At 62.1% G+C, this 26,650-nt stretch carries 22 protein-coding genes and 2 pseudogenes; 16 read left to right on the top strand and 8 right to left on the bottom strand.

Annotation, left to right across the window (positions count from 1 at the left end; genetic code table 11):
- Positions 1–36: 36 nt before the first annotated feature.
- From ACMYUN_RS02485 to ACMYUN_RS02415, 15 genes are all read left to right on the top strand, one after another.
- On the top strand, positions 37–789 hold the full coding sequence (locus ACMYUN_RS02485) for a GntR family transcriptional regulator (protein ID WP_039758705.1): 753 nt from the start codon (positions 37–39) through the stop codon (positions 787–789).
- The gene (locus ACMYUN_RS02480; RefSeq protein WP_415762686.1) at positions 786–2,516 is read left to right on the top strand and encodes a fumarate reductase/succinate dehydrogenase flavoprotein subunit; all 1,731 of its coding nucleotides are present in this window, start codon (positions 786–788) and stop codon (positions 2,514–2,516) included. Before ACMYUN_RS02485 ends, ACMYUN_RS02480 begins: the two co-directional genes overlap by 4 nt.
- A gap of 27 nt (positions 2,517–2,543) precedes the next feature.
- Positions 2,544–2,789, top strand: coding sequence for a ferredoxin family protein (locus tag ACMYUN_RS02475; RefSeq protein WP_003225615.1), 246 nt, complete (start codon positions 2,544–2,546; stop codon positions 2,787–2,789).
- Between the two features lie 246 nt (positions 2,790–3,035).
- Complete coding sequence (locus ACMYUN_RS02470; RefSeq protein ID WP_415762685.1) at positions 3,036–4,439, top strand: ABC transporter substrate-binding protein; 1,404 nt, start codon at positions 3,036–3,038, stop codon at positions 4,437–4,439.
- Positions 4,440–4,490: 51 nt separating this feature from the next.
- On the top strand, positions 4,491–5,273 hold the full coding sequence (locus tag ACMYUN_RS02465) for an ABC transporter permease (protein ID WP_415762684.1): 783 nt from the start codon (positions 4,491–4,493) through the stop codon (positions 5,271–5,273).
- Positions 5,273–6,121 (top strand): ABC transporter ATP-binding protein, encoded by an 849-nt coding sequence (locus tag ACMYUN_RS02460; RefSeq protein WP_415762683.1) that lies wholly within the window; start codon positions 5,273–5,275, stop codon positions 6,119–6,121. Before ACMYUN_RS02465 ends, ACMYUN_RS02460 begins: the two co-directional genes overlap by 1 nt.
- Positions 6,118–7,080 carry a HEAT repeat domain-containing protein gene (locus ACMYUN_RS02455; RefSeq protein WP_415762682.1) on the top strand — a complete coding sequence of 321 codons (963 nt, stop codon included), beginning with the start codon at positions 6,118–6,120 and terminating at the stop codon, positions 7,078–7,080. The genes ACMYUN_RS02460 and ACMYUN_RS02455 overlap by 4 nt, the downstream gene beginning before the upstream one ends.
- Positions 7,077–7,355 carry a DUF971 domain-containing protein gene (locus tag ACMYUN_RS02450; RefSeq protein WP_415762681.1) on the top strand — a complete coding sequence of 93 codons (279 nt, stop codon included), beginning with the start codon at positions 7,077–7,079 and terminating at the stop codon, positions 7,353–7,355. Before ACMYUN_RS02455 ends, ACMYUN_RS02450 begins: the two co-directional genes overlap by 4 nt.
- Before the next feature lie 193 nt (positions 7,356–7,548).
- Positions 7,549–8,166: a transcriptional repressor LexA gene (gene lexA / locus ACMYUN_RS02445; protein ID WP_415762680.1), complete on the top strand. Its 618-nt coding sequence runs from the start codon at positions 7,549–7,551 to the stop codon at positions 8,164–8,166.
- Positions 8,166–8,783: a translesion DNA synthesis-associated protein ImuA gene (imuA, locus tag ACMYUN_RS02440; protein WP_415762679.1), complete on the top strand. Its 618-nt coding sequence runs from the start codon at positions 8,166–8,168 to the stop codon at positions 8,781–8,783. The genes lexA and imuA overlap by 1 nt, the downstream gene beginning before the upstream one ends.
- Positions 8,784–8,788: 5 nt before the next feature.
- Entirely contained in the window at positions 8,789–10,204 is a 1,416-nt protein-coding gene (locus ACMYUN_RS02435) for a Y-family DNA polymerase (protein ID WP_415762678.1), read from the top strand.
- A complete protein-coding gene (locus ACMYUN_RS02430; RefSeq protein WP_415762677.1) occupies positions 10,201–13,278 on the top strand; it encodes an error-prone DNA polymerase in 3,078 nt (1,025 codons plus the stop codon). The genes ACMYUN_RS02435 and ACMYUN_RS02430 overlap by 4 nt, the downstream gene beginning before the upstream one ends.
- Before the next feature lie 1,056 nt (positions 13,279–14,334).
- The gene (locus tag ACMYUN_RS02425) at positions 14,335–15,024 is read left to right on the top strand and encodes a GntR family transcriptional regulator (protein ID WP_415762676.1); all 690 of its coding nucleotides are present in this window, start codon (positions 14,335–14,337) and stop codon (positions 15,022–15,024) included.
- Positions 15,025–15,158: 134 nt separating this feature from the next.
- On the top strand, positions 15,159–17,270 hold the full coding sequence (locus ACMYUN_RS02420; protein ID WP_415762675.1) for an ATP-binding protein: 2,112 nt from the start codon (positions 15,159–15,161) through the stop codon (positions 17,268–17,270).
- A gap of 39 nt (positions 17,271–17,309) precedes the next feature.
- On the top strand, positions 17,310–19,943 hold the full coding sequence (locus ACMYUN_RS02415) for an excinuclease ABC subunit A (protein ID WP_415762674.1): 2,634 nt from the start codon (positions 17,310–17,312) through the stop codon (positions 19,941–19,943).
- 123 nt (positions 19,944–20,066) lie between these two features.
- Here ACMYUN_RS02415 and ACMYUN_RS02410 read toward each other — a convergent pair.
- From ACMYUN_RS02410 to ACMYUN_RS02380, 7 genes and pseudogenes are all read right to left on the bottom strand, one after another.
- Positions 20,067–20,777 (bottom strand): annotated as a pseudogene (locus ACMYUN_RS02410) (response regulator); the annotation flags it as partial.
- A 249-nt stretch (positions 20,778–21,026) separates the two neighbouring features.
- Positions 21,027–22,010 (bottom strand): annotated as a pseudogene (locus ACMYUN_RS02405) (response regulator); the annotation flags it as partial.
- Positions 22,000–22,875, bottom strand: a complete 876-nt coding sequence (locus ACMYUN_RS02400; protein WP_039758669.1) for a sensor histidine kinase — start codon at positions 22,873–22,875, stop codon at positions 22,000–22,002. The gene ACMYUN_RS02400 and the pseudogene ACMYUN_RS02405, both read right to left, overlap by 11 nt.
- Positions 22,868–23,881 carry an ATP-binding protein gene (locus ACMYUN_RS02395; RefSeq protein WP_415763944.1) on the bottom strand — a complete coding sequence of 338 codons (1,014 nt, stop codon included), beginning with the start codon at positions 23,879–23,881 and terminating at the stop codon, positions 22,868–22,870. Before ACMYUN_RS02395 ends, ACMYUN_RS02400 begins: the two co-directional genes overlap by 8 nt.
- Positions 23,878–24,282: an anti-sigma regulatory factor gene (locus tag ACMYUN_RS02390; RefSeq protein WP_415762673.1), complete on the bottom strand. Its 405-nt coding sequence runs from the start codon at positions 24,280–24,282 to the stop codon at positions 23,878–23,880. The genes ACMYUN_RS02395 and ACMYUN_RS02390 overlap by 4 nt, the downstream gene beginning before the upstream one ends.
- A complete protein-coding gene (locus ACMYUN_RS02385) occupies positions 24,279–24,641 on the bottom strand; it encodes an STAS domain-containing protein (protein ID WP_016774466.1) in 363 nt (120 codons plus the stop codon). The genes ACMYUN_RS02390 and ACMYUN_RS02385 overlap by 4 nt, the downstream gene beginning before the upstream one ends.
- A 4-nt stretch (positions 24,642–24,645) precedes the next feature.
- Positions 24,646–25,497, bottom strand: coding sequence for an STAS domain-containing protein (locus ACMYUN_RS02380; protein WP_415762672.1), 852 nt, complete (start codon positions 25,495–25,497; stop codon positions 24,646–24,648).
- 259 nt (positions 25,498–25,756) lie between these two features.
- On the opposite strand from ACMYUN_RS02380, the gene ACMYUN_RS02375 reads away from it, so the two are divergent.
- Positions 25,757–26,020, top strand: a complete 264-nt coding sequence (locus tag ACMYUN_RS02375) for a hypothetical protein (protein ID WP_415762671.1) — start codon at positions 25,757–25,759, stop codon at positions 26,018–26,020.
- A gap of 56 nt (positions 26,021–26,076) precedes the next feature.
- Here the strand turns inward: ACMYUN_RS02375 and ACMYUN_RS02370 are convergent, their stop codons facing one another.
- On the bottom strand, positions 26,077–26,598 hold the full coding sequence (locus ACMYUN_RS02370) for a DUF4142 domain-containing protein (protein WP_039758662.1): 522 nt from the start codon (positions 26,596–26,598) through the stop codon (positions 26,077–26,079).
- Positions 26,599–26,650 lie beyond the last annotated feature (52 nt).

Genomic DNA, 26,650 nt, shown 5'->3' with positions numbered 1-26,650 from the left:
ATCACGTCATAACTCGTTATAACAAGTGATCCCGCGATGACCGATAACGTTCTCTCCCTCAGTAGCGTTCCGCTGCACACCCAACTGCGTGATGTCTTGCGTGCGCGGATTCTCGACGGTGAATACCCGCAAGACAGCCAGATGCCTTCCGAAAGCGAACTGGGCGCGCTGTTCAAAGTCAGCCGCATCACTGTGCGCCAGGCACTGGGTGATCTGCAAAAGGAAGGGCTGATCTTCAAGATCCACGGTAAGGGTACCTTCGTTGCCAAGCCGAAAACCTTTCAAAACGTCAGCAGCCTGCAAGGCCTCGCCGAGTCGATGACCGGGCGCGGCTACGAGGTGATCAACCGCCTGCGCAGTTTCAAATTCATTCCGGCCGACAAGCGCGTGGCCGAGCGTCTGCAAGTGACCGAAGGCGAGATCGTCGCGCAGATCAAACGCGTGCGCCTGATCAACCGCGAGCCGATCTCGCTGGAAATCACCTACCTGCCCAAAGCGGTCGGCGAGCGGCTGGAGAAGGCCGATCTGGTTACCCGCGACATCTTTCTGATCCTGGAAAACGACTGCGGCATCGCCCTCGGCCACGCCGATCTGGCCATCGACGCGGTGCTGGCCGACAGCGACCTGACCCAGGCGCTCAACGTCGAAGCGGGCTCGCCGATCATGCGCATCGAGCGTCTGACCCACGACGCCCTAGGCCAGCCGCTGGACTTCGAACACCTTTATTACCGTGGCGATGCGTTCCAGTACCGCCTGCGGATCGACCGGCAAAAAGGGGAGCAGGCATGACCCGTAACGTTCTACAACAGGAATACGACATCGTTGTGATTGGCGGTGGTACGGCCGGGCCGATGGCGGCGATCAAGGCCAAAGAGAAGAACCGCGATTTGCGCGTGCTGCTGGTCGACAAGGCCAACGTCAAACGCAGCGGCGCGATCAGCATGGGCATGGACGGTTTGAACAACGCGATCATCCCGGGGCATTCCACGCCGGAGCAGTACACCAAGGAAATCACCATCGCCAACGACGGCATCGTCAATCAGGCCGCGGTCTACGCCTATGCGACGCACAGTTTTGAAACCATCGAACAACTCGACCGCTGGGGCGTGAAGTTCGAGAAGGACGAGACCGGCGACTACGCGGTGAAAAAGGTCCACCACATGGGCGCTTATGTACTGCCAATGCCGGAAGGGCACGACATCAAGAAAGTTCTGTATCGGCAGTTGAAACGTGCGCGGGTGAGCATCACCAATCGCCTGGTCTGTACGCGTTTGCTGACCGACGAGGAGGGCGCGGTCAACGGTGTGATGGGCTTCGATTGCCGGACTGCCGACTTCCATGTGATCAAGGCCAAAGCGGTGATTCTCGCCTGCGGCGCAGCCGGACGTCTCGGCCTGCCGTCGTCGGGCTACCTCATGGGCACCTACGAAAACCCGACCAATGCGGGCGACGGCTACGCGATGGCCTATCACGCCGGCGCCGAACTGGCGAACCTTGAGTGCTTCCAGATCAACCCGTTGATCAAGGATTACAACGGCCCGGCCTGTGCCTACGTCACCGGCCCGCTGGGTGGCTACACCGCCAACAACAAGGGCGAACGCTTCATCGAGTGCGACTACTGGAGCGGGCAGATGATGTGGGAGTTTCACCAGGAACTGGAAAGCGGCAACGGTCCGGTGTTTTTGAAACTCGATCACCTGGCCGAGGAAACCATCCAGAACATCGAAGAAATCCTGCACAGCAACGAGCGTCCGAGCCGTGGCCAGTTCCACGCCAATCGCGGCACCGACTACCGCACGCAGATGGTTGAAATGCACATTTCGGAAATCGGATTTTGCAGCGGTCACTCGGCGTCAGGCGTGTGGGTCAACGAGCGTGCCGAGACTTCGGTCAAGGGCTTGTACTCGGCCGGCGATATGGCTGCAGTGCCGCACAACTACATGCTTGGCGCGTTCACTTACGGCTGGTTCGCCGGGCACAACGCCGCAGACTTTGTCGCCGGCCGCGAGTTTTCCGCACTGGACAGCGAGCAAATCGCCAAGGAACAGGCCCGGGTCTACGCGCCGCTCGATCGCCAGGAAGGTCTGCCGCCGGCGCAGGTCGAGTACAAGCTGCGGCGCTTCGTCAACGACTACCTGCAACCGCCGAAAGTGACCAAGAAAATGCAGATCGGCCTGCAACGCTTCAGCGACATCGAGCGCGATCTTGAGCAGATGAAGGCCAACAACGCTCACGAACTGATGCGCGCGATGGAAACCAGCGTGATCCGCGACTGCGCCGAAATGGCCGCCCGCGCTTCGTTGTTCCGCGCCGAAAGCCGCTGGGGCCTGTACCACTATCGCGTCGATCATCCGCAGCGCAACGACGCCGATTGGTTCTGCCATTGTCATCTGAAGAAGGGCGAGGACGGCAAGATGACCAGTTTCAAGAAGGCCGTCGAGCCCTACATCATCCCGCTCGACGCCGAGGAAATGCAGGCTTACGACCGCCTGCGGGTCGGCGCCTTCGCCGCTTGAGACATCATTTTTCAGAGAGTCCGAACCATGGCTTATCAAGCTCAGGAAATCTTCTTCCGCTCCAATGCCCCGGTCACCGTCGACGAGGACAAATGCATCGCGGAAAAGGGCTGCACGGTGTGCGTCGACGTCTGCCCGATGGACCTGCTGGCGATCAACCCGGCCACGCAAAAGGCCTACATGGCGTTCGATGAATGCTGGTACTGCATGCCATGCGAGAAGGATTGCCCGACGGGGGCCGTCAAAGTCGACATCCCCTATCTCCTGCGTTGAAACCCGGTCGAAGGTGGGAGGGGGCTTGCTCCCGAAGAGGCCGGCATTGCTGGCATCACCCTTGACTGAAAAAACGCATTCGGGAGCAAGCCCCCTCCCACAAAGGTTTCCCACATTCAATGGTGTGGCAAGCCATTAGCTATCCGGAAACCCCGGACGCTCGATTCACCAAAACCCCTCGTTTCCCACCGCGCCCTGATCGCGGCGGAGACGAACTTCAAACCAATGATTCGAGGGGAAACACTCATGTTGCGTGCAGCACTTGCCGGTCTGCTACTGGCCTCATTCACCTTGTTGGCCTCGGCCGAAACCATCCGCATCGCCATCGGCACTCAGGACACCACCATCAACTGCGCCGCCGGTGGCCTGTTGATCCGTGAACTGGGTCTGCTGGAAAAATACCTGCCCCACGACGGCGTCTACAAAGACGCGAAGTACGATGTGCAGTGGAAGAACTTCACCAGTGGCGCGCCGCTGACCAACGAGATGGTCGCCGGCAAGCTCGACTTCGGCGCCATGGCCGATTTCCCCGGTGCGTTCAACGGTGTGGCGTTCGAAACGGCGGGCAAGCACAGCCTGTTCATCAGCGTGCTGTCGGGCAGCATCAAGGGCAGCGGTAACGGCATTGTCGTGCCGAGTGCCTCGGCCGTGCAGAGCTTGAGTGAGCTCAAGGGCAAGACCATCTCGGTGCCGTTCGCCTCCACCGCCCACGGCATGTTGCTGCGCGCCGTGGCAGAGCAGGGCTGGGATCCGCTCAAGGATGTCAACATCATCGCCCAGCCACCGGAAGTCGCCGGCTCGGCGTTGCAGGCCGGCAAGATCGACGCCCACGCCGATTTCGTACCGTTCGCCGAGCTGTTCCCGAGCCGTGGTTTCGCCCGCAAGATCTACGACGGCGCCCAGGCCAACGCGCCGACTTTCCATGGCGCATTGGTCGATCAGGCCTACGCCAAAAAGTACCCGGAAATCGTCGTCGCCTACCTGCGCGCGAGCATCGAAGCCAACCAACTGCTCGCCGCCGAACCGGAGAAGTACAGCGAACTGATCGCCAAAGTCACCGGGGTCGATGCCGAGGTCAACTACCTGTTCCACGGCCCACTCGGGGTGCAGACCCGCGACCTGAGCTGGAAGCCCGAATACCGCCAGGCCGTTGGCACCGCTATCGATACCTTGAAGCTGCTGAAGAAAGCCGATCGCGGACTCGATCTGAACAGCTTTATCGATGACCAATACATCCGCGCTGCCTTCAAGGCTTCGAACCTCGATTACAGCGCGCAACTGACCAACTACGCGCAGACGCCATTGCCGGGCGTGGATGCGACGACGGGCAAAGCCATCACCGATGTCAGCCATGTCGCGGAAATCTGGGTGCGTGGCGAGGAAAAAATTCGCCGTTACGGCTCGGCTGAAGCGGCATTCACCGCGCTGGCGGCGTTGAAGCAGGAGGGCAAGAACATTCGGGCGGTGTATGCGCAGGCCACTGACAGCGGGATCAAGTTGCTCGCTGAACAGGCGTGGTTTGCCAGCGATGCCAAGGGCCGCCTCAGTGCATTTCTGCTCAAAGGCCAGGCCCAGCAATACGCTGCGGCGCAGGGTGGAAAGGTGTTCGATTTCAGCGATGCCACTGCCCAGGTCGTTGCCGTGCGCTAACCCCAAAAAACACTGCATTCCCCCTGTAGGATCTGGTTGAGAGGAATATTTGTGTATCGATCCTGTTTGCGCTGGATTCCGAGGACGAGCTCTCTGTTGCTCTGCCTGCTCTTCTGGCAGCTCGCCGCCAGCCACCACTGGAACCTCGGCCTGGTCACCTTCGCCAACGTGCCAACTCCCTTGGCCGTCGTCGAAGCCGCTCTGGGCCTGGGCGACTCGGGCAAACTCTGGCAGCACTTGAGCAGCAGCCTCGGCCGCGTCTTCGCCGGCTATCTGGCGGCGTTGATCATCGGCATCGCCCTGGGCCTGGCCATCGGCCGGTCGAAATGGGCCGAAGATTTGCTGCTGCCACCGCTGGAAGTCCTGCGCCCAATCCCCGCCGTGGCGTGGATTCCGCTGGCGATCCTGATGTTTCCGTCCTCGGAATTGTCGATGGTCTTCATTACCTTCACCGGCGCGCTGTTCCCGATCCTGCTCAACACCGTGCACGGCGTCGAAGGCGTTGATCCACGCCTGATCGCCTCGGCAAAAAGCCTGGGAGCAGGGCGGCGGGCGATTCTGCTGGAAGTGATTCTGCCCGGCGCTGCACCGAGCATCATCACGGGCCTGGCGATCGGCATGGGCACTTCGTGGTTCTGTCTGGTGACGGCGGAAATGATCTCCGGGCAGTACGGCATCGGTTACTACACCTGGGAGTCCTACACCATTCAGAACTACGCCGACATTGTCGTCGGCATGCTCCTGATCGGCGTGTTGGGCATGGGCAGCAGTTGGCTGATCAAACGCCTGGGCGGTTTGTTCACGCCTTGGCATCGACCGCGAGGCAAAGCCTGATGAGCGTGATGCAAACCCCGGAAGGGCGGATCGACATCCGTCAATTGTCCATTGTCCTCGGCCAGGGCCGCGAGGCTTTCGAAGCGGTGCAGGGCCTCGATTGCCAGATCGAACCCGGCCAGTTCGTCTGTATTCTCGGCCCGTCCGGTTGTGGCAAGTCGACCTTGCTCGGCGCCCTGGCCGGACACTTGAGCGCCAACACCGGCAGCCTGAAAGTCGACGGCAACGAGGTGGCCGGCCCATCACCACAGCGCGGCATGGTGTTCCAGCATCACACGCTGTTCCCGTGGCGCACGGTGCGCGACAACGTCGCCTTCGGCCTGAAGATGCGTGGCGTCGGCAAGGCTGAGCGGCATCGTGAGGCTGATGAAATCCTCAAACTGGTCGGCCTTGAAGGCTTTGCCGAGCGCTGGCCAGATCAACTCTCCGGAGGCATGCAGCAGCGGGTGGAGATCGCCCGGGTGCTGGTCAATCGCCCGCGCCTGTTGCTGATGGACGAGCCGTTCGGCGCGCTGGATGCGCTGACCCGCTTGAACATGCAGGAATTGCTGCTGGACATCTGGACGCGCATCCGCACCACCGTGGTTTTCGTCACCCATGACATTGACGAGGCGCTGTTTCTCGCTGATCGCTTGCTGGTGATGAGCGCGCGACCGGGGCGGATCATTGAAGACCTGCGTCTGGATTTCCCTCGCCCGCGTACCAGCGAACTAGTGACCAGCCCGGAATTCGCTCGCCTCAAACGCCACTGCCTCGACCTGCTGCGCCACGACAACGACCGACCGCTGCCGCGCCTCAATCCGCTCGGCCTGCCTCCTGAAAACCCTTTGCCGCGATTTGCCTTATGACCTCTATTTTTGCTGTAACCGACAACGAAGACATCCTCGCCCTGCAACCGCGCCTGACGGCTGAAGACGCTGGCGTACGGCGCATTGCCCTGATTGATCTGGCCGATCTGGAGGAGCCGGATGGCTTGCTCTGGCTGGTCGATCGGCTGCGGCAGGATCCCGCCGAGGACGTCCGCGCTGAAGCCGCGCGATTGCTCGAAGCGTGGGAGGACGAAGCGGTTGTGCAAGCCTTGTGCGAGGCGCTGACGGATCCGTCGCCCGCTGTGCAATCGGCGGCGGCGCAAAGCCTGAGCCTGCTCAAGACGGCAGCGGGGGGGCGGGTGATTCTGCCGTGGACCGTCCATGCCGATGTCAGTGTGCGCATCGCCGCCTTTCGGGCGTTACGCGAATTGCGCTTCGCCGAGGCCGCGCCGGCTGCCGTCGCAGCGTTGGAGGATGCTGATGCCAATGTCCGTCGCGAAGCGGTCGGTGTGCTCGGCTGGCTCAAACAGCTCGACGCGCTGCCAGCCCTGGCGCGCCTGGCCAGCGACGACCCGGACACCGAGGTGCGCCGCGCCGCCACCGGCGCGCTCGGTCTGGCCAGCGACGCCGAAGTGCTGCCGGCGTTGCGCCAGGCGTTGCGCGACCCTGCCTGGCAAGTGCGCGAAGAAGCTGCGACCACGCTGGGCAAGGTCGGTCACAGCAACGCCGGCCCGGCCTTGGTCGATGCGCTGAGCGATGATTACTGGCAGGTGCGCCTGCGCGCCACCCGCAGTCTCGGTCGCTTGCGCTTCGTCCCGGCCCTGGACGCGCTGATCGAAACCCTCGGCCACCGCATCAGCAACCTGCGCAAGGAAGCTGCGCTGGCCCTCGGTGAATTGAACGATCGCGGCGCCGTGGCCGCGTTGCAGGCGGCGCAGGACGACGGCGACCCGGAAGTGCGCAAAGCCGTACGCATCGCGTTGAGTCAGTTGCAATGAACCCGCTGTCGGTGGGCAACTCGCAAAGTGAGCGCACGTTACGCCTGAGTTGGCCGGACGGGCGTGAATCACTGCTCAAGCATGCCGATCTGCGCCAGCAATGCCCGTGCTCGCAATGCCGCGCGTTTCGCCTGCGCGGCGTCACGCCGCTGGTTGATGAGCGCGTGCGCCTGATCGAGGTCAACCCGCAGGGGTATGGCGTGCAACTGGTGTTCAGCGACGGGCATCAACGCGGGATTTACCCGTGGGCGTACCTGGCGCAACTGGCTTCCTGACCTTACCCGATGATCGTTCCCACGCTCCGCGTGGGAATGCAGCCCGTGACGCTCCGCGTCACTGGACGCGGAGCGTCCCTTGAGGCATTCCCACGCAGAGCGTGGGAACGATCAGATCGCAGCCTTCGGCAGCTGCCTGCGTCGGCTTGCGCCGACTGGCGGTTCTTGTCAGGAAATTCCTACAGGAGTACAAATGTACTCCATGACAAACCTGACTCCCCGCCGTACCGCCATTCTGACGTTTATCCGCGATCGCATCGCCGAGCACGGTCAGTCCCCAAGCCTCGCTGAAATCAGCGAGGCTTTTGGTTTCGCCTCGCGCAGCGTGGCGCGCAAGCATGTGCTGGCGCTCACCGAAGCCGGTTTCATCGAGGTCAATCCCCATCAGGCCCGGGGCATTCGCCTGCTTGGCCAGCCGCCGCGTCCGGAGCTGCTGGAAATCCCCGTACTCGGTCGCGTGGCCGCCGGCGCACCGATTGGCGCCGATGCCGACATCCATAACCGTTTGCTGCTCGACCCGGCGCTGTTCTCCCGCACCCCGGATTACATGCTGCGGGTACAGGGTGACTCGATGATCGAAGACGGCATCCTCGACGGCGATCTGGTCGGGGTGCGACGCAATCCCGAGGCGCTCAACGGCCAGATAGTCGTTGCGCGTCTGGGCGGTGAAGTCACCATCAAACGCTTCGAACGGGTGGGTGAAGAGGTGCGCCTGCTGCCGCGCAACCCGGCGTACAAGCCGATTGTCGTGCGTGATGATCAGGATCTGGCCATCGAAGGCGTGTTCTGTGGTCTGGTGAGGCAAGGCTGATGGGCGCCGTCGTTGCACTGGATACGCTGTTCAATGGCGGCCAGGTCTGGCGCGGCCGGCCAGCGCCACCCGCGGCGAGCCCGCAGCCGACCGGGCATGCGGCATTGGACGCGGCCCTGCCCAGCGGCGGCTGGCCGGAAGCGGCGCTGAGCGAAATTCTCTTGCCCGGCCCCGGTGTCGGCGAGCTGCAGCTGGTCTGGCCAACCCTGGCGCGGTTGTCGGCGGCGGGTGAGCGCATCGTTCTGGTGGCGCCGCCGTTCTTGCCGTACCCACAAGCGTGGGCCAATGCCGGGGTTGATCTGCGCCAGTTGTCGGTGATTCAGGCCAGCGAGCGCGATGCCTTGTGGGCGGCGGAGCAATGCCTGCGTTCTGGCAGTTGCGGCGCGGTGCTGTGCTGGCCGAACAAGGCCGATGACCGAGCCTTGCGGCGTTTGCAGGTGGCGGCGGAAACCGGCCAGACCCTGGCCTTCGCCTGGCGCCCGTTGAGCGAAGCGGTCAACCCGTCACCGGCAGCGTTACGCATAGCCATCGATGCCAAACCGGCGCAGCTACGCGTGCTCAAGTGCCGTGGCGGGCTGGCGCGTGCGACGCCGATTGCCTTTGCCGTGGGGCACTGATCGTCATGCGCTGGGTATGCATCCTTTTTCCGCAATTGGCCCTCGATGCCGTGCTGCGTCAGCGGCCCGACCCTGAGGAGCCGCTGGTCCTGCTTAGTGGCCCGGCCCAGCGCCGGGTGCTGCAAGCGGTGAATCCGGCGGCGCGCAAACTGGGCCTGCGCCCCGGCATGTCGATGACCGCCGCGCAAGCCATGAGCAAAGGCTTTGCCACCGCCGATTATGAGGTGGCCGAGGTTGCGCACTGGCAACAGTTTCTCGCCGCGTGGGCCTATCGTTTCAGCGCGCAAGTCAGCGTGCATTACCCGCGCACCGTGGTCTTCGAGATCGAATCGAGCCTGGGCCTGTTCGGTACCTGGCCGCAATTCGAAGCTCGCCTGCGCCAGGAGTTGAAAGACCTGGGCTTTCGTCACCGCATCGTCGCCGCGCCGAACCCGGTGGCCGCGCGAGTGCTGGCCAACGCCTACGATGGTTTGGTGGTGCCGGACGGCGAGGCCTTGCAGCATCATCTCGGGCAATTGCCGGTTGATCGTGTCGGGCTGGAGCCGAATGTCGCCACCGCATTGTCGCGCATGGGCCTGCGCAATCTCAGTCAGGTGCAAAGCCTGCCACGCCAGGCACTGGCCCGACGTTTCGAAGCACAAATGCTCAAACACCTCGACACCCTGTTCGGCGCACGCCCTCTGGCGCTGGCGTTCTATCTGCCGCCCGACCGTTTCGATATCCGCATCGAACTGAATTACGACGTGCAGTCCCATCAGGCCTTGTTGTTCCCGTTACGGCGTCTGACCGGCGACCTGTCAGCGTTCCTTTGCGGGCGTGACAGTGGAGTGCAGCGTTTCGATTTGCTTCTGGAACACGCCGGGCTGCCGGATACGGAGATCAAGGTCGGCCTGCTCAGTGCCGAGCGTGATGCGGCGATGCTCTTTGAGTTGGCACGCGGGCGACTGGAACAAATCCAGGTCGAGGCGCCGGTGCGTGGTTTTCGCTTGCGCGCCGAAGACCTGCCGAGTTTCGTTCCGCAGTATCAGGAACTGTTCGACGACCGCCCGCAGCAAACCTTGCCCTGGGAGCAACTGCGCGAACGCCTGCGCGCACGGTTGGGTGATGACGCTGTGCAAGGGCTGCGCTTTCAGGCCGATCATCGCCCCGAGTACGCGTGGCAGAACGCTGCCGATAAACAGCTTTGCAGCGGTTTGCCCAACGTCCAGCGGCCGGGCTGGCTGCTCAACGAACCACAAAGCGTGCCGGAAGGCTCGGCGCGGATTCTCATGGGGCCGGAGCGTATTGAATCCGGCTGGTGGGACGGCGGTGACGTGCGGCGTGATTATTACCTGATCCAGAACCGCGCCGGTCAGCAAGGCTGGGCCTGGCGCGCCGTGGGTGAGGCCGGTCCGTTGTGGCTGCAGGGCTGGTTCGCATGAGTGCCGATTACGCCGAACTGCATTGCCTGTCGAACTTCAGTTTCCAGCGCGGAGCCTCGAGCGCGCTGGAGCTGTTCCAACGGGCGAAAAAGCACGGCTATCAGGCGCTGGCGATCTCCGACGAATGTACCCTGGCCGGAATCGTCCGTGCCTGGCAAGCGGCGAAGTCCGTTGAGTTGCCGTTGATCATCGGCAGCGAGATACGCATCGACAACGGCCCGAAACTGGTGCTGCTGGTGGAAAACCTTGCTGGTTATCAGGCCTTGTGCGGCTTGATCACCCAGGCCCGGCGCCGAACACAGAAAGGCCAGTATCAAATCCTGCGTGAAGACTTCGCCGAAGCGCTGCCGGGTTTGCTGGTGTTGTGGGTGCCGGATTCAGTGGATGACCGGGAAGAGGGGCGCTGGCTGAAACAAACCTTCGGCGACCGCCTGTGGCTCACGGTGCAACTGCATCGCGGGCAGAACGATCAGCAGCGCCTGGCGGCATTGTTGGCTCTGGCGGCTGAGTTGCAGATTCCAGCCGTGGCCAGCGGCGATGTGCACATGCACGCCCGGGGGCGCCGTGCCTTGCAGGACACCATGACCGCGATCCGTCATCACGTCCCCGTGGCCGAAGCGGGTTTGCGCCTGCATCCCAACGGCGAGCGGCATTTGCGTTGCCTCGATGAGCTGCGCGCCCTGTATCCGCCGGACTTGCTCGAAGCGTCGCTAAAACTGGCCAGACGCTGCACCTTCGATCTGAGCGAGCTGCGCTATCAGTACCCGAAAGAGCTGGTGCCTGCTGGTCACAGTGCCAGTTCCTGGTTGCGCCATCTGACCGAGGAGGGCATTGCCTGGCGCTGGCCGAAAGGGCCTCAGGCCAAGGTGCTCAAGCAGATCGATGACGAGCTGCAATTGATCGCCGAACTCGGCTACGAAAGCTACTTCCTCACCGTGCATGACGTGGTGCGCTTTGCCCGCACACAGAAAATCCTCTGTCAGGGCCGTGGTTCGGCAGCCAACTCGGCGGTGTGTTTTGCCTTGGGCATCACCGAGATCGACCCGGACCGCACCACGCTATTGTTCGAACGCTTCATGTCCAAGGAACGCAATGAGCCGCCGGACATCGATGTTGATTTCGAGCACGAGCGGCGCGAGGAAGTCTTGCAATACGTGTTCAACCGTTACGGCCGGCGGCGTGCGGCGTTGACGGCGGTGGTCAGCACCTATCACGCCACCGGCGCCGTGCGCGATGTGGCCAAGGCTCTCGGCCTGCCGCCGGATCAGATCAACGCGCTGGCCGACTGCTGCGGGCGCTGGAGTGATGAAACGCCGCCGCTGGAACGCTTGCGCGAAGGTGGCTTCGATCCGGACAGCCCGGTGCTGCGCCGGGTATTGAGCCTGACCGGGCAACTGATCGGCTTCCCCCGGCACCTGTCGCAGCATCCCGGCGGTTTTGTGATTTCCGAGCAGCCGCTGGACACCTTGGTGCCGGTCGAAAACGCGGCAATGGCCGACCGCACCATCATTCAGTGGGACAAGGACGATCTCGATGCGGTCGGCCTGCTCAAGGTGGATATTCTCGCCTTGGGCATGCTCAGTGCGATTCGCCGCTGCTTCGACCTGCTGCGCCGGCATCGTGATCTGAACCTGACACTCGCGACAATCCCGCCCGAAGACAAACCGACCTACGAAATGATCAGCCGCGCCGATACCGTCGGCGTGTTCCAGATCGAGTCTCGGGCGCAGATGTCGATGCTGCCGCGCCTGAAGCCAAAGACTTTCTACGATCTGGTGATTGAAGTGGCGATCGTCCGGCCCGGGCCGATTCAAGGCGGCATGGTTCATCCGTATCTGCGCCGACGCAATAACGAAGAGGCGGAAACCTATCCATCGCCGGCGCTCAAAGTCGTGCTGGAAAGAACTCTGGGCGTGCCGTTGTTCCAGGAACAGGTCATGCAGATCGCCATCGTCGCTGCCGACTATAGCCCCGGGGAGGCCGATCAGTTGCGCCGTTCCATGGCGGCGTGGAAACGCCATGGCGGACTGGAGCCGCACAAGGAACGTCTTGCCGCCGGCATGAAAAAGAATGGCTACACGCCGGAATTTGCCGCGCAGATCTTCGAGCAGATCAAGGGGTTCGGCAGTTACGGCTTCCCCGAATCCCATGCCGCCAGTTTTGCTTTGCTGACCTACGCCAGTTGCTGGCTCAAGTGCCACGAGCCGGCGGCGTTCGCCTGTGCGCTGATCAATAGTTGGCCGATGGGTTTCTACAGCCCTGACCAGATTCTGCAGGACGCGCGCCGGCACCAGTTACAGATCCGTCCGGTGGACGTGCGCGCCAGCGACTGGGATTGCAGCCTCGAACCGCTGAGTGCCGGGCAGCCGGTGATTCGCATGGGCCTGCGCATGATCAAGGGTTTTCGCGAAGAAGATGCGCGGCGCATCGAAGCCGCGCGCCGACACGGAGCCTTTGCCGATGTCGCTGACCTGGGTGAGCGCGCCGCTCTCGACAGTCGTGCGCAGGCCCTGCTGGCTGACTCCGGCGCTTTGCGCGGTCTGGCCGGGCATCGCCATCGCGCGCGTTGGGAAGTGGCCGGGGTACAGAAACAACTCGGCCTGTTCGCCGGCCTGCCCAACGAGGAAGAAGTCAAAATCGTCCTGCCCAAACCCAGCGTTGGCGAAGACCTGCACGCTGATTACGCCACGGTGGGGACGACGCTGGGGCCACATCCATTGGCCTTGTTGCGTGGCGAGTTGCAGGCCCGGCGCTGCCGCAGCTCGCAGGAATTGATGGATATCGAGCATGGCCGGCCGGTCAGCGTGGCCGGCCTGGTCACCGGCCGACAGCGCCCCGGTACGGCCAGCGGCGTGACGTTCGTGACGCTGGAAGACGAGTTCGGCAACGTCAACGTGGTGGTCTGGCGTGACCTCGCCGAGCGTCAGCGACAGGTGCTGGTGGGTTCGCAATTGCTCAAGGTCGACGGCCGCTGGGAACGCGAAGGCGATGTGCGCCACCTGATCGCCGGGCGCATGAGCGACCTGAGCCCGCTGCTTAATGGCATTCACGTGCAGAGCCGGGATTTCCACTGATTCCATGTGAGAGTGAGTCTGCTCGCGCAAGCGGTGGGCCAGGCGATGACGATGTTGACTGTGCCGCCGCCTTCGCGAGCAAGCTCGCTCCCACAGGGGGTTTGGTTGCGATGAAGATGGTTGATCGGCCCCGGATCAGTGTGGGAGCGAGCCTGCTCGCGAAAGCGCAGTGTCAGGCAATGACGATGTTGAATGTGCCGCCGCCTTCGCGAGCAAGCTCGCTCCCACAGGGATTTTGGTTGCGATGAAGATGGTCGATCTGCCCCGTATCAGTGTGGCAGCGAGCCTGCTCGCGAAAGCGCAGTGTCAGGCGATGACGATGTTGACTGTGCCAGCGCCTTCGCGAGCAGGCTCGCTCCCACAGAGATTTTGGTTGCGATGAAGATAGTTGATCGGCCCCGGATCAGTGTGGGAGCGAGCTTGCTCGCGAAAGCGGACTGTCAGGCGATGACGATGTTGACTGTGCCGCCGCCTTCGCGAGCAAGCTCGCTCCCACAGGGGGTTTGGTTGCGATGAAGATGGTTGATCGGCCCCGGATCAGTGTGGGAGCGAGCCTGCTCGCGAAAGCGCAGTGTCAGGCAATGACGATGTTGAATGTGCCGCCGCCTTCGCGAGCAAGCTCGCTCCCACAGGGATTTTGGCTGCGCTGAAGCTCGTTGATTTGCCCCGATCCATTGTGGGAGCGAGCCTGCTCGCGAAAGCGGTGGGCCAGGCGATGACGATGTTGAATGTACCGACGCCTTCGCGAGCAGGCTCGCTCCCACAGGTATTTGGGTTGCGCTGAAGATCGTTGATTTGCCCCCGATCCATTGTGGGAGCGAGCTTGCTCGCGAAAGCGGTGGTTCAGGCAATGCAGATGTTGAATGTACCGACGCCTTCGCGAGCAGGCTCGCTCCCACAGGTTTTGGCTGCTTATTCAAAATCGAGATAAATCAAAAGGCTGCACCTTTGGACCGAAGGCAGATATTCTGCGCTTCACACGGGGACGGGAATCCGATCAATCTCCATGGCCAGCCATTGCCAGGATGAATTGCCCGACGCCGAAGGAGTGTTCGAATGACCGAAAAGAAACTGGAAACCACGGTCGACCGCGTCTACCAAGGGGTTTACGCGGCGATCAGCAAGCGTTCGTTGCGTCCCGGCATGAAGCTGGGCGAGGCCTCGCTGGCCGAGCTGTTCAATGTCAGCCGCACCTCGGTGCGGGCTGCGCTCAAGCAATTGGAGGCCGATGGCCTGGTGACGACCGAGCCTAACAAAGGCGCGTCGGTTTCTTTGCCCAGTGACGCAGAGCTGCGTTCGCTGTTCGAAACCCGGCGGCTGATCGAAATCGGCATCGTCACCGAACTGTGCCGACGCAAGGACACCGTTGCCCTGCAGGACCTGCGCGAGCACTTGCTGCTGGAAGACGCCGCCCATGCAGCCGGCGACCATGAACGGCTGATCCACTTGCTTGGCGAATTCCACCTCAAACTGGCGCGCAGCCTGAACAATCCGGTGCTGCTCGACTGGTTCCAGAAACTGATCTCGCGCGCCTCGCTGTATGCCGCCGCGCTCGACGACGACAGTCACCAGGCCTGCCGCGACGATGAACACCTGCGCCTGCTCGAGTACATCGAGGCCGGCAATCAGAGCGCCGCGATCGAGCTGACCTGCACGCACCTCAACGGAATCGAGAAAGCGATTCTTGACGTTGCTGCAAAAATGAAAACCGGCTATCACCCGCTCAAACACCTGATTGGCGTCTGAATCGGCTCGCGTTGGAAATCGCTATATCTCCAATGAAACCAATGCGTTTTCACAGCCTCGAAACACACGGGCGTCGCGTCGTTGTAGCGTTGCGATAGATCGGAAAACCGCAAAAAAGGACACTGAGTCAGGCGATGCAGTTTTTATCCGAAAGCCACGGCTGTGAAGGCTGGAAAGGCGAAATGGCCGAGCGCATCCGTGCGTTCGACTGGAGCCACACCGAACTTGGCGCGCTCGCCGAATGGCCGGCCAGCCTGTGCAACACCGTGCAACTGATGCTGGCTTCGCCGTTGCCCATGGTGATGCTGTGGGGCCACGCCGGTTACATGATCTACAACGACGCCTATTCCGAATTCGCGGGGGGCCGCCATCCCTATCTGCTCGGCGTCCCGGTTGAGCTGGGCTGGCCGGAAGTCGCCGAATTCAACCGTCACGTCGTCGACACCTGCCTGGCCGGTGGCACCTTGTCCTATCGCAACAAAGAGCTGGTATTGCTGCGCGACGGCGTCCCCGAAGATGTCTGGATGGATTTGTATTACAGCCCGGTGGCCAACGATGAAGGCGTGCCCGGCGGCGTCATGGCGATGGTCGTCGAGACCACCGAACTGGTGCATTCCGAGCGCCTGCGCCAGGCGGCGGAAGATGCTTATCGCGCCGACAACGAACGCGTGCGTCTGGCCTTGAATGCCGGCGCACTGCTGGGCTCGTTTGTCTGGGACATCAAGAACAATCGCTTCTCCGCTGACGAACGTTTCGCCCGCACCTTTTCCTATCCGTCGGATCAGGACCTGAGCGATCTGCAACAAGAGATCGCCGAATCGCGCATCCATCCCGAGGATCATCGATGGGTGCAGGAGCGGGTTGCCCATTGCGTGCGCACTGGCGAACCGTACAACGCCGAATACCGCGTGCAGCGTGGCGACGGCCAGTATCTGTGGGTCTTGGCCAGTGGTGCCTGCGAGTTCGATGAAGACGGCAAGCCGTTTCGTTTCCCCGGCGTGCTGATCGATATTCATGAGCGCAAGAACGCCGAAGAATCCCTGCTCAAATTCACCCGCAACCTCGAACAGCGCGTGGCCGCCGAAGTGGATGCGCGACTGGCTGCGGAAGAGCAATTGCGTCAATCGCAGAAACTCGAAGCCATCGGCGGCCTCACCGGCGGCGTCGCCCACGACTTCAACAATCTGCTGCAAGTGATCGCCGGCAACCTGCATCTGCTCGCTCGGCATGAGCCGAACAATGCCAACGTACAGCGCCGGGTCGGGGCTTCGCTGGCGGCAGTCGAACGCGGTGCCAAACTGTCTTCGCAATTGCTCGCCTTTGCCCGGCGGCAACCGCTGTCACCGGCCGTGTGCAACCCCGAGCAGATTTTCGAAGGCGTCGGCGAACTGCTGCAACGCGCCCTGGGCGAAACCATTCAGATCGACGTGCAACTGCCGCCGCAGCCGTGGCATATCAACGTCGACCGTAACCAGTTGGAAAACGCGATTCTCAATCTGGCCATCAACGCCCGCGACGCGATGAAGGGCGAGGGCGTTATTGGCCTCAGCGCCGCCAACGTCTGCCTGGACAGCGAATACTGCGCCGGCAAGGGCATCGCGGCCGGTGAGTATGTTCGCGTGGCGGTCAGCGACACCGGCGTGGGCATTGCCCCACAAATGCTGGAACAGGTCTTCGAACCGTTTTTCACCACTAAGGCCGACGGGCAGGGCACCGGGCTGGGCTTGAGCATGGTCTTCGGCTTCGTCAAACAGAGTGGCGGCCACGTCGAGATCGACAGCAAGCTCGGCGAAGGCACGCGGGTGAAATTGTATTTTCCGCGCAGCCTGCGTCCGGTCCGCGAAGAGACCGCGAGTATCGGCGAACGCAAGGGCGGTGGCCACGAAACCATTCTGGTGGTCGAGGACAACGACGCAGTGCGCGCTTCGGCGGTGGAGTTGCTGCGCGAAGAAGGCTATCGAGTGATGACCGCGTGCAATGGCGACGTCGCCATGCAGATGTTGCTGGAAGGCATCGAGATTGATCTGATCTTCACCGATGTGGTCATGCCCGGCCTGATCAAGAGTTCGGATCTGGCCGCATGGGCCAAGGTGCAGACGCCGCCGGTGCCGGTGCTGTTCACCTCCGGGCATACCCGCGACATCATTTCCCGCGACCACCAACTCAGCCCCGATACGCATCTGCTTGGCAAACCTTACAGCCCGCAAGCGTTGCTGCAGATGATTTGCGAGGTGCTCGGTACTTGAGGCCGAGCGCTGCCACTGTTTTCCAATCAAGGCAGGTCGATGACTTCCAAGCGCAATTCCAAAGCACCCGCCGGCATGGTCCGTGTGCGCGGCGCCCGCGAACATAACCTGAAGAATGTCGACGTCGATATTCCACGTGATGCGCTGGTGGTGTTCACCGGCGTCTCGGGTTCGGGCAAGTCATCGCTGGCCTTTTCCACGCTGTATGCCGAGGCCCAGCGGCGTTATTTCGAATCGGTGGCGCCGTACGCGCGGCGGCTGATCGATCAGGTTGGCGTGCCGGATGTCGACTCCATTGAAGGACTGCCGCCCGCCGTCGCCCTGCAACAGCAGCGTGGCACGCCGAGCGCGCGTTCCTCGGTGGGCAGCGTGACGACGCTGTCGAGCCTGATCCGCATGCTGTATTCCCGTGCCGGCAGTTACCCGCCGGAACAGCCGATGCTGTATGCCGAGGACTTTTCACCGAACACACCGCAGGGTGCTTGCCCGGAGTGTCATGGATTGGGGCGCGTCTATGAAGTGACCGAAGCGCTGATGGTGCCGGACCCCAACCTGACCATCCGCCAGCGCGCCGTGGCCTCTTGGCCGTTGGCGTGGCAGGGGCAGAACCTGCGCGACATCCTCGTGACCATGGGTATCGACGTCGACATTGCGTGGAAGAAATTGCCGAAAAAGCAGCGCGACTGGATTCTCTTCACGGAAGAGACGCCGACGGTGCCGGTGTACGCCGGGCTGACCCCGGAAGAAACCCGCGTCGCCCTTAAACGCAAGATGGAACCGAGTTATCAGGGCACCTTCACCGGCGCGCGGCGCTACATCCTGCACACCTTCACCCACTCGCAAAGTGCGCTGATGAAGAAGCGTGTTTCGCAATTCATGCGCGGCAGTCCGTGCCCATTGTGCGAGGGCAAGCGGCTCAAGCGCGAGGCGTTGTCGGTGACCTTTGCCGGCTACGACATTGGTGAGCTGTCGCAGATGCCGTTGCTGCAAGTGGCCGAAGTGCTGCGGCCTGTAGCAGCGGCAAATTATCTGGAACAGGCCGAAGAGAACGGCGACACCCTAAGTCATGCGCAAACCCGCGAGGCCCGCCAGCAACGGGTCGCCCATGGCGCCAGCGGTCATGCCAGCGCACCGGACGTGCGCCACACGCCGAATCTGTCGCTGGAGAAACGTCTGGCAGCGCAGCGCATTGCTGAAGATCTGCTGGAGCGCGTCAGCACGCTGACCGATCTCGGCCTGGGTTATCTGGCGCTGGAACGCAGTACGCCGACGTTGTCGTCGGGCGAGTTGCAGCGTTTGCGCCTGGCCACACAGTTGGGGTCGCAGCTGTTCGGCGTTATCTATGTGCTGGATGAACCGTCTGCCGGTCTGCACCCGGCGGATGGCGAGGCGCTGTTCGAGGCCTTGCAACGGTTGAAGGCTGACGGCAACACCTTGTTTGTGGTCGAGCACGATGTCGAGACCATGCGCCGTGCCGACTGGTTGATCGACGTCGGCCCGGCAGCGGGCGAGAAGGGCGGGCGCGTGTTGTACAGCGGTCCGCCTGCGGGACTCGCTGATGTTGCCGATTCGCAGACTCGCGCTTATCTGTTTGCCGAAAACCAGCGCCCTGAGCGCACCGCGCGCAAGCCGAGCGGGTGGCTGAAACTGGACGGCGTGACGCGCAATAACCTGAATAATCTCAGCGCCGAATTCCCCTTGGGCTGCTTCACCTCGGTGACCGGTGTGTCTGGCTCCGGCAAGTCGAGTCTGGTCAGTCAGGCCTTGCTGGAACTGGTCGGCGCACAGTTGGGCCGTCCGGTGGCCGAGGCCGAGTCAGAAGAACCGAGCCTGGAAGATGACGCGCCGCCGCCCAGCACCGGCCAGATCAGCGCCGGCCTGGAGTCGATCAAGCGCCTGGTGCAGGTTGACCAGAAACCGATCGGCCGGACACCGCGTTCCAATCTGGCGACCTACACCGGATTGTTCGATAACGTGCGCAAGCAGTTCGCCGCGACTCCCGAAGCGCAAGCGGCAGGGTATGACGCCGGGCAATTTTCCTTCAACGTCGCCAAGGGCCGTTGCGCCACTTGCGAGGGCGAGGGCTTTGTCAGTGTGGAACTGCTGTTCATGCCCAGCGTGTATGCGCCATGTCCGACCTGCCACGGCGCGCGCTACAACCCACAGACATTGGCGATCCTCTGGCAGGGATTGAGCATTGCCCAAGTGCTGCAATTGACAGTCGATGAAGCGGTGACGGTATTTGCCGAACAGGCAGGAATCCGCCGTTCGCTGGAAGTGCTGCGCGATATTGGTCTGGGTTATCTGCGCCTCGGGCAACCGGCCACGGAATTGTCCGGCGGTGAGGCGCAGCGGATCAAACTCGCCACCGAATTGCAGCGCAGTCAGCGTGGCGCGACCTTGTATGTGCTGGATGAGCCGACCACGGGATTGCACCCGAGGGATGTTGATCGGTTGCTGGAACAACTCGATACGCTGGTGACGGCGGGACACACGGTTATCGTGGTGGAGCACGAAATGCGTGTAGTGGCGCAGAGCGACTGGGTGATCGACATCGGCCCCGGCGCCGGTGATCAGGGCGGCAGAATTGTCGCCGCCGGCACACCGCAAAAAGTCGCCGCGAGCAAAAAGAGCAAGACCGCGCCATTTCTGGCTCGGGCTTTGAGCCGATAACTGCAGCGCCTTGCTGGCCGCCATCGCTGGCAAGCCAGCTCCCACAGGAATTCAAGTTGTTGCCGAAAATCTGCGCACACTAATGCCCCTTTTGGGAGCTGGCTTGCCAGCTATGGCGCCAGTTCAGGCGCCATCGATTGTGCGGCGGACTTTGTCGAGCAGTTCGCTGATCTGGAACGGCTTGACCAGCATTTCCATCCCTGTACCCAGGAAGACCTGGCGGTTGAGCGCGGTTTCGGCGTAGCCGGTCATGAACAGGATCGGCAGCCCTTCATTCCAGCCGCGGGCGACATCCGCCAGCTCACGGCCACTCATGCGCGGCAAGCCTACGTCGGTCAGCAGCAGGTCGATGGACGGGTCGTTCTGCAGGCGCTCCAGCGCCGATTCGATATCCGCCACTTGCGTGCAGCGATAGCCGGCATCTTCCAGCACTTCGGTGACGAACAAACGCACCGTGGCCATGTCTTCGACGATCAGCACATGCTCACCACTGCCTTTGGCGTCAGGCATCGGCACGGGTGCGTCGGCCCCGGTCGGGTCGTTGGTGCCGGGCAGCATGATGGTCACTTCGGTGCCACGCCGAGCGACACTGCGGATGTGCGCGTCACCGCCGGACTGACGGGCGAAGCCGTAAATCGTCGACAGGCCGAGCCCGGTGCCCTGGCCCAGCGGCTTGGTGGTGAAGAACGGCTCGAACACCTTGTCGATCACGTTGTGTTCAATGCCGGTGCCGTCATCGCGTACCGACAGCGCCACGTACGCGCCATCGGCCAGATTCGGATCGCCGTGGGAATAAGCGGCGTAAGTATTGACCCAGATATTGCCGCCGGAGGGCAGGGCATCGCGGGCGTTGATCACCAGGTTGAGCACGGCGCTTTCCAGCTGCACCGGATCGACCAGCGCAATCGCCGGTTTGTTGGTCAGTTCCAGCTTGAGGGTGATGCGCTCGCCGATGGTGCGCACCAGCAATTCTTCCAGCGAGCGAACATGCTCGTTGATGTCCACCGGCCGTGTATCGAGCGGCTGCTGACGGGCAAATGCCAGCAGACGATGGGTCAGCGAGGCCGCGCTCATCGCTGAGTTCAGCGCTGCCTCGGTGTAGAACTGCACCTTGTCCAGACGTTCATCGGCCACGCGTTTCTGGATCAGCTCCAGACTGGTGATGATCCCGGTCAGCAGGTTGTTGAAGTCGTGAGCGATGCCGCCGGTGAGCTTGCCCAGTGCATCCATTTTCTGCACTTGCAGCAATTGCGCTTCAGCGTGCACACGCTCCGCGACTTCCTTGGCCAGTTGCGTGGTGGTGTCATCCAGCCGTGCGAGGTGCGAACGCTCGCGCCGACGGTGTTCGGTGACGTCCTCGACGAACACCAGGCTCAGTTCCGGCGTGCGATACGGCGAAATCTGCCATTCGGTTTCGCGAATTTCACCCTGCACGCGCATGTTCAGCGTGCCTTTCCAGCGCTCGCCGTCGACCAGACGCAGACGCAGTTCATCGAGGATCGAGCATTGATCTTCGGCGAAGCATTCACGCAGCGCCTGTGGGTCGCGGTTATCGACGATCAACTGGGCGAAGGCGTGATTGCATTCATGCACTTTCAGATTGGCATCGAGCACTGCGATCGGTGCCGAGACGTTGGCGAAAATCTCGCGAAACCGCGCCTCGCTTTCGCGCAGGGCATTTTCCGTGTCGCGCACCCGCAGCAGGGTACGCAGCGTCGCCAGCAGCACATCGGGGTCGACCGGGTGAATCAGATACGCATCGGCGCCGGCGTTGAGGCCGGTGATGATGTCGCCGGTCTGGATCGACGCCGCCGACACATGAATGACGGGTAGCAGCGCGGTGCGCGGGTCGGCGCGCAACAGGCGGACGATGTCGAAACCGCTCATGTCCGGCAGGTTGACGTCGAGGATCAACGCATCGAGGGCTTCGCTCTCGATCAGGGCCAGGCCGTCGCTGCCGGTGCCGGCTTCGAGCACCGTGTAGCCATGGCGCTCCAGGCGTCGGCGCAGGGCGTAACGGGTGGCGACGTTGTCATCGACGATCAACAGGCGGATGTCACGATTCATCGACGTTCTCCAGAGCGATCGCCAGCGGGATGATGACAAAGAACGTCGAGCCCACGCCCGGCGTACTGTCTACCCCGACTTCACCGCCAAGCAGGGCGGCGAAACGCTTGCACAGTGACAGGCCCAGACCGGTGCCGCGCAGACGCTTCTGCAATGGCGAATCGACTTGGGAGAAGTCCTCGAACAGCGTGTCATGCAACTCGGCCGCGATGCCGATGCCGGTGTCGCTGACGGCAAAGCGCACCTTGTCTTCACCTTCCAGTCGCGCCGACACGCGCACTTCGCCACGGGTGGTGAATTTCAGCGAGTTGGAAATGAAGTTGCGCAGGATCTGCCCGAGTTTCTTGTCATCGGTATACAGGCGCGGCAGGCCCAGCGGCTCTTCAAAGATCAGATCCACCGCCGAAGCATCGACGATTGGCCGGAACATCCCGCGCAGCGCCGAAAACAGGTCGAACATGTCGAACCAGGCCGGCGAAATGCTGATGCGCCCGGCTTCGATCTTGGCCAGATCGAGCAGATCGTCAACCATGTCGCTGAGCTCGCGGGCAGCGGTGCTGACGAAGGCTACCTGCTTGTGCTGTTCAGGGCTGAGCGGGCCGTCGAGTTCGTCAGCGAGCAGACTGTTGATGCTCAGAATCGAGCCCAACGGCGTACGGAATTCATGGCTCATGTACGACAGGAAGCGGCTCTTCAGATCTGAGGCCTGACGCAACTCGTCTGCCTGGTTGTCGAGTTCAGCGTATAGCGCCAGTACGCCTTGGTTGGTCTCATCGAGTTCTTCGCGCAGGGCAGTGTTTTCACGTTGCAACTGTGCGATGAGCGCCGCCTGTTCAGCAGGGCTCAAGGTTGCCGATTCAGCCATGGGTGGCCTCCAGGTCAACGACCAGCACCGTCACGTCATCGCGGCCACGACAGAAATCGCGGTGCAGGACGCTGGCTATCACGGCGGGATGGCGATGCACCAGACCGGGGTAGTCTTTGAGGTTCCAACGGGACTGTAAGCCGTCGCTGTACATGATCAATAAATGTCCGTTCACGTGGGCATAGTCAAAAGGTTTGGCTTTACGGTACTGGCCGCCGACGATGCCGGGATGCGAGGCCAGCCCGCGTGATTTTTCCGGGTCGAGTAGGCTGGCGCCGATATTACCGACACCGGCGAACGTCAGGCCATCGCGCTGGCTGTCGAATTGCGCGAAGGCCACGGCGCCGCCGCGGGTGCCGAGCATTTCCTGATGCAGGTCTTCCATCAACACCACGGGGTCGGCAAACGGCGCTCGGGCGAATGCTTGTGCCCCGGCCAGGCCTGCGCGCTCGGCGTCTTCGCCATGACCGAGACCATCCACCACCAGCGCGCTGATCCGCGCGCCTTCATACGCCAGGTGCCAGACGTCGCCGCAGGCTGGATCGGCATGCAACGAATGCTGGCTGACGCCGAAGCGGACATCGGCCTGACGATCGCTACGCGCAAAGATCCGCGCCAGCAGCACGGCGCCACGGTGGTCGGCATAGACGTCGAAGACGTTGGTCTGCCGCGACACCGCGCCCAGGCCAATGCCTTGCGTGCCGCCCGTGGAAAAACCGTCCGCCAGACAGGCATCCAGATCAAAGCCCTGAGCCCGGTCTACCGTCTGCATTTCAATGCCGAAAGCGTTGCCCGGCCGCGCCAGTACACGCAGGTGAAACTCTCCGCGCTGGGCATGCTTGAGCACATTGCTCGCCAGTTCGGTCGCGACCAGCGCCACGCGCCCGGCATCGTTTTCGTCGAAGCCGTGCTGCTCGGCGAGTTTCTGCGCGGTGCGTCGAGCGTGACCGATCTGGCTGTTGTCCTCGATCGGCAAAACCTGGGTCAACGACCCAGCGATATTCATGTCCATCGGGTGATCGTTATGCGTGTGCCTTTGCCGGGCTCAGTGTCGAGTTCGAATTCATTGACCAGGCGCTTGGCACCGGTCAGGCCCAGGCCGAGGCCGCTGCCGGAGGTCCAGCCGTCGGTCATCGCCAGTTTGATGTCGGGAATGCCCGGGCCCTCGTCGCGGAAGGTAATGCGCAGGCCGACCCGACCGTTTTCCTCGAGGATCTGCCAGTCCATGTCGCCGCCACCGCCATACACCATGGTGTTGCGTGCCAGCTCGCTGACGGCGGTGACCAGTTTGGTCAGGTCGATCAGGCGCATGCCGCACTCGGTGGCGAGCTTGCGCGTGGTCTGGCGGGCCAGCACCACGTCCTGTTCAATCAGGATGGATTGAGTACCGCTGCTGCGCACGGTCATTGCAGGCGTACTCGATCCTGCAGCAGTTTCATTCCGCGTTCGACGTTGAGCGCGGTGCTCACGCCCGGCAAGGTCATGCCCAGCTCAACAAGGGTGATTGCCACGGCCGGTTGCATGCCGACCAGCACGGTTTCGGCGTCCATGATCTTCGACAAACCGGAAATCGTGCCGATCATGCGTCCGATGAACGAGTCGACCATGTCCAGCGCCGAGATGTCGATCAGCACGCCACGCGCCGAGGTCCGGCTGATACGCTCGGATAGATCGTCCTGCAGGGTCATGGCGAGCTGGTCGTGCATGTCGACCTGAATGGTCACCAGCAGCAAATCGCCCATCTGAAGAATCGGAATACGCTCCATCGGCTCAGACCGCTTTGCCGAGGCTGATGCCCAGGCGAGTCAGGGCCAGTTTCAATGCGTCGGCCAGATTGGCCTTGGTCACCACACCTTGCAGGTCCAGACCCAGGTGCACGATGGTTTGCGCAATTTGCGGACGCACGCCACTGATGATGCAGTCGGCGCCCATCAGGCGAATCGCGGTCACGGTTTTCAGCAAGTGCTGAGCGACCAGGGTGTCAACGGTCGGCACGCCGGTGATGTCGATGATGGCGATTTCCGAACCGGTGTCGACGATGCGTTGCAGCAACGATTCCATCACTACTTGGGTGCGCTGCGAGTCGAGGGTGCCGATCATTGGCAGAGCGAGGACGCCGTCCCACAGCTTGACCACAGGGGTCGACAGTTCCAACAGCTCTTCCTGCTGACGCTTGATTACCGCCTCGCGGGATTTCTGGAAGGTGCCGATGGTGTGCATGCCGACCGTGTCGAGCAGTTCGGAGACTTCCAGCAGTTGCTCGGCGAGCAGTGCCGGCTGGTCCTGATAATGGTTTTGCAGCAGGGCAAACAACGGACCCTTCAGGGCGAAGATGAAGCTGGCGGTTTGCTGGGAATCCTGGCCGAGCAGGGCGCGGCTCTGCGACAACTTTTCCAGGAACTGGCGGGTGTCTTCCCAGCCTGCAGCGGCAATCTTGCTGCCGTTGCCGTTTTCCAGACCGGCCAGCAGCAAACTCAGCAAGTCGCGGGTTTGCTGAGCGAGGTCGTGCTCCTTGAGATTGCGCGTGGCGCCGCTGGCTTCGAGGCGTTTGGTCCATTCGCTCAACAGTTGAGCCTGGTTGTTCTTGATTGCTACAACTGTGCTGTTCTGCAGTGCTGCCATGTGCGTGTCGCTCCGTTACATATTGGTGCCGGCTCAGCGAAATGACCGGCGCGAATTGACTGACATTTGCCGCTTGAAATAGTTGTTCACCCAGCGGCGAATTTTTCCGCCTGTCGCGTCGAACGCCCGCTAACTCTAGTCGGCGTGGCAGCAGGCAACGATGTTTTGAACGAATCTGCGGCGTCAGGCTTCGAATCTGCATGCCCGACGTTTTCCAGTCGTGCTGGAAGAAGGAGGCAGGACTATGAATGAGGTGGATATGAACGAGCAAGCGCCGCAACAGCAAAATCAGTCCTCAGAGTCAATTAACCGCAACGACCCCGCCATCGACCCGCAGACACCGGGGCAAAATGCCCCCGCGCCGGCTGAAGAAGGACAGGCGGACAGCGCGGCTGCCGAGGTCGATCAGAAGCAGCATCACAATGACAACAGCAACGACTTCAGCCCCGGCTTCAAGCCTGACCCGGACCGTCCTGAACCGGGCGAAAGCACCGATGCCGATATCGATACCGATGGCGGTTGATCGCTGAAACGCAAAAAGGCCGCATCGAAGGATGCGGCCTTTTTATTGCCGGGCGGTTACTTGCTCGGGTGTTTGGCTTGCAGCTCTTTGGCATGGGCCAAGTGTTTTTCCAGCGCTGGCAGCATTTTCTGCGCGAACGCTTTCAGCTCCGTAGCGCCTTTGGTCTTGTCATCGGTCACGGTGTTCGCCTGTTTCTTGAACAGCTCGATCGTTTCCTGGTGAGCCATGACCTGGTTGTTAGCGTAGGCCGCATCGAAGGATTCATCGCGCATGTCGAGAATCTTTTCCTTGGCCTGTTTGACCAGGGTAGTGGTGTCCGGAACCTCGATGTCGTTGGCTTTGGCAATCGCCGCCAGCTCGTCGTTGGCCTTGCTGTGATCGGTGATCATCTGGTTGGCAAAGGCTTTGATGTCAGCAGACTGGCTTTTTTCCAAGGCCAGGCGACTGGTTTCGATTTCAGCGATGCCACCGGCGGCGGCGTTATCGACAAAATCGTTGTCGGTCGCGGCAAAGGCGCTGCCCATACCGGCAGACAGTGCAACAGCCAGAGCGAGATGACGCAGGTTGAATCCGTCCATTGGGTATCTCCACGCAGGTTTTTGTGAGCGTTATCCAATGGAGCGAGCGCAC

Origin of the sequence: Pseudomonas sp. CP4, from assembly GCF_047758505.1 — a bacterium.
Classification (GTDB): Bacteria; Pseudomonadota; Gammaproteobacteria; order Pseudomonadales; family Pseudomonadaceae; genus Aquipseudomonas; species Aquipseudomonas fluorescens_AO.
Note: the sequence above shows the minus strand (reverse complement) of the source record. Positions and strands in the feature narration are given on the sequence as shown.